We start from the raw sequence: 1084 nt of genomic DNA, 5'->3' as shown, positions 1-1084 counted from the left end.
CGTACATGTACGGATGAATGTGGGAGGTGTTCGGATAAAGTCGATAATCAAGGGTTACATATAAGGGGTTGATTTCCGATCTCAACCGAACACATTGAGCAAATAGGCCATTCCCGCAGTTAGCCGAACGCCCCCGCGGCCCCTCCTGGGGCCCGGGGGCGCCGTTTTCCCAGTTGAAGGAACGGTGGAGATGTGTTTCGATGGGTCCGGTGGCCATGCTCCGCCCGCCGCCCGGCACCTCTTCCCAGACTCAGCCGAACGGTCGGTTCCGTCTATTCCGTTTTCCCTTAGGCTAGGACAGCGGGGCATCGCCCCTTTCCGCGCGCGCCCGCGCGATGAGCCCCGGCGTCAGGTCGAGCTCGTCGATGGGCACGTCCTCGATGCCGTACGCCTCCAGCAGCGCCGCCGCGTCGTCGCCGAGCATCGCTCGGAAGGCGCGGGCGGGCGTCGCGAAGCCGAGCGCGCCGCGGGGCTCGGAGTTCACGTGCGACATCGCCAGCGACAGGTCCGCCGGGACCAGCCGGTCGAACCTGAGGCCGCGGCCCTTGGGGAGCAGCAGCTTCCTGATCTCGACGTGGTTGCGCTCGCAGGCGCCCTTCTGGTCGCTGCGCCCGGGGTCGCAGTAGAACAGCCTCGTCTCGCCGGGCCCCTCGCCGATGAGCGCGGCGATCGCGCCCTCGCCGGAGAACTCGGCGCCGTTGTCGGTGAGCACGGCGCGGAACACGCGGTGCGTCCCGTCGGCGCCGAGGACCGCCCGGACGCCCTCCAGGGCGCCCGCGACGCACCCGGCGGTCTTCTCCTCCAGCGGCAGCGCGAGCTGGAGCCTGCTGGGGCGGTGCAGCAGCGTGAGCAGGCAGGCGGAGTCCTCCCGCGCGCCCTCGACGGTGTCCATCTCCCAGGCGGCGGCGCAAACGTCCTCGCCGAGGGCGAGGAACGCGGCATATGACCTGCGGGCGGAGTGGCGGGTCGCCGCCCGGCGCGCGGCGCGCTTCCTCGGCCTGTAGCCGACCTTGCGCCTGAGCTCCATGTTGGTCATGCCGTCGTAGCCCGCCGAGACCCAGCGGTAGATGGTCGACGGCGACAG

1 pseudogene is annotated in these 1084 nt (G+C 69.7%); it reads right to left on the bottom strand.

Going from position 1 to position 1084, the window contains the following annotated elements:
* Window positions 1–292: 292 nt before the first annotated feature.
* Window positions 293–1084: pseudogene (locus DXD77_RS10225) on the bottom strand (DDE-type integrase/transposase/recombinase); the annotation flags it as partial.

This window comes from Collinsella sp. TM09-10AT (assembly GCF_003436275.1).
GTDB lineage: Bacteria > Actinomycetota > Coriobacteriia > Coriobacteriales > Coriobacteriaceae > Collinsella.
This window is presented reverse-complemented; position numbering and strand designations above follow the sequence as displayed.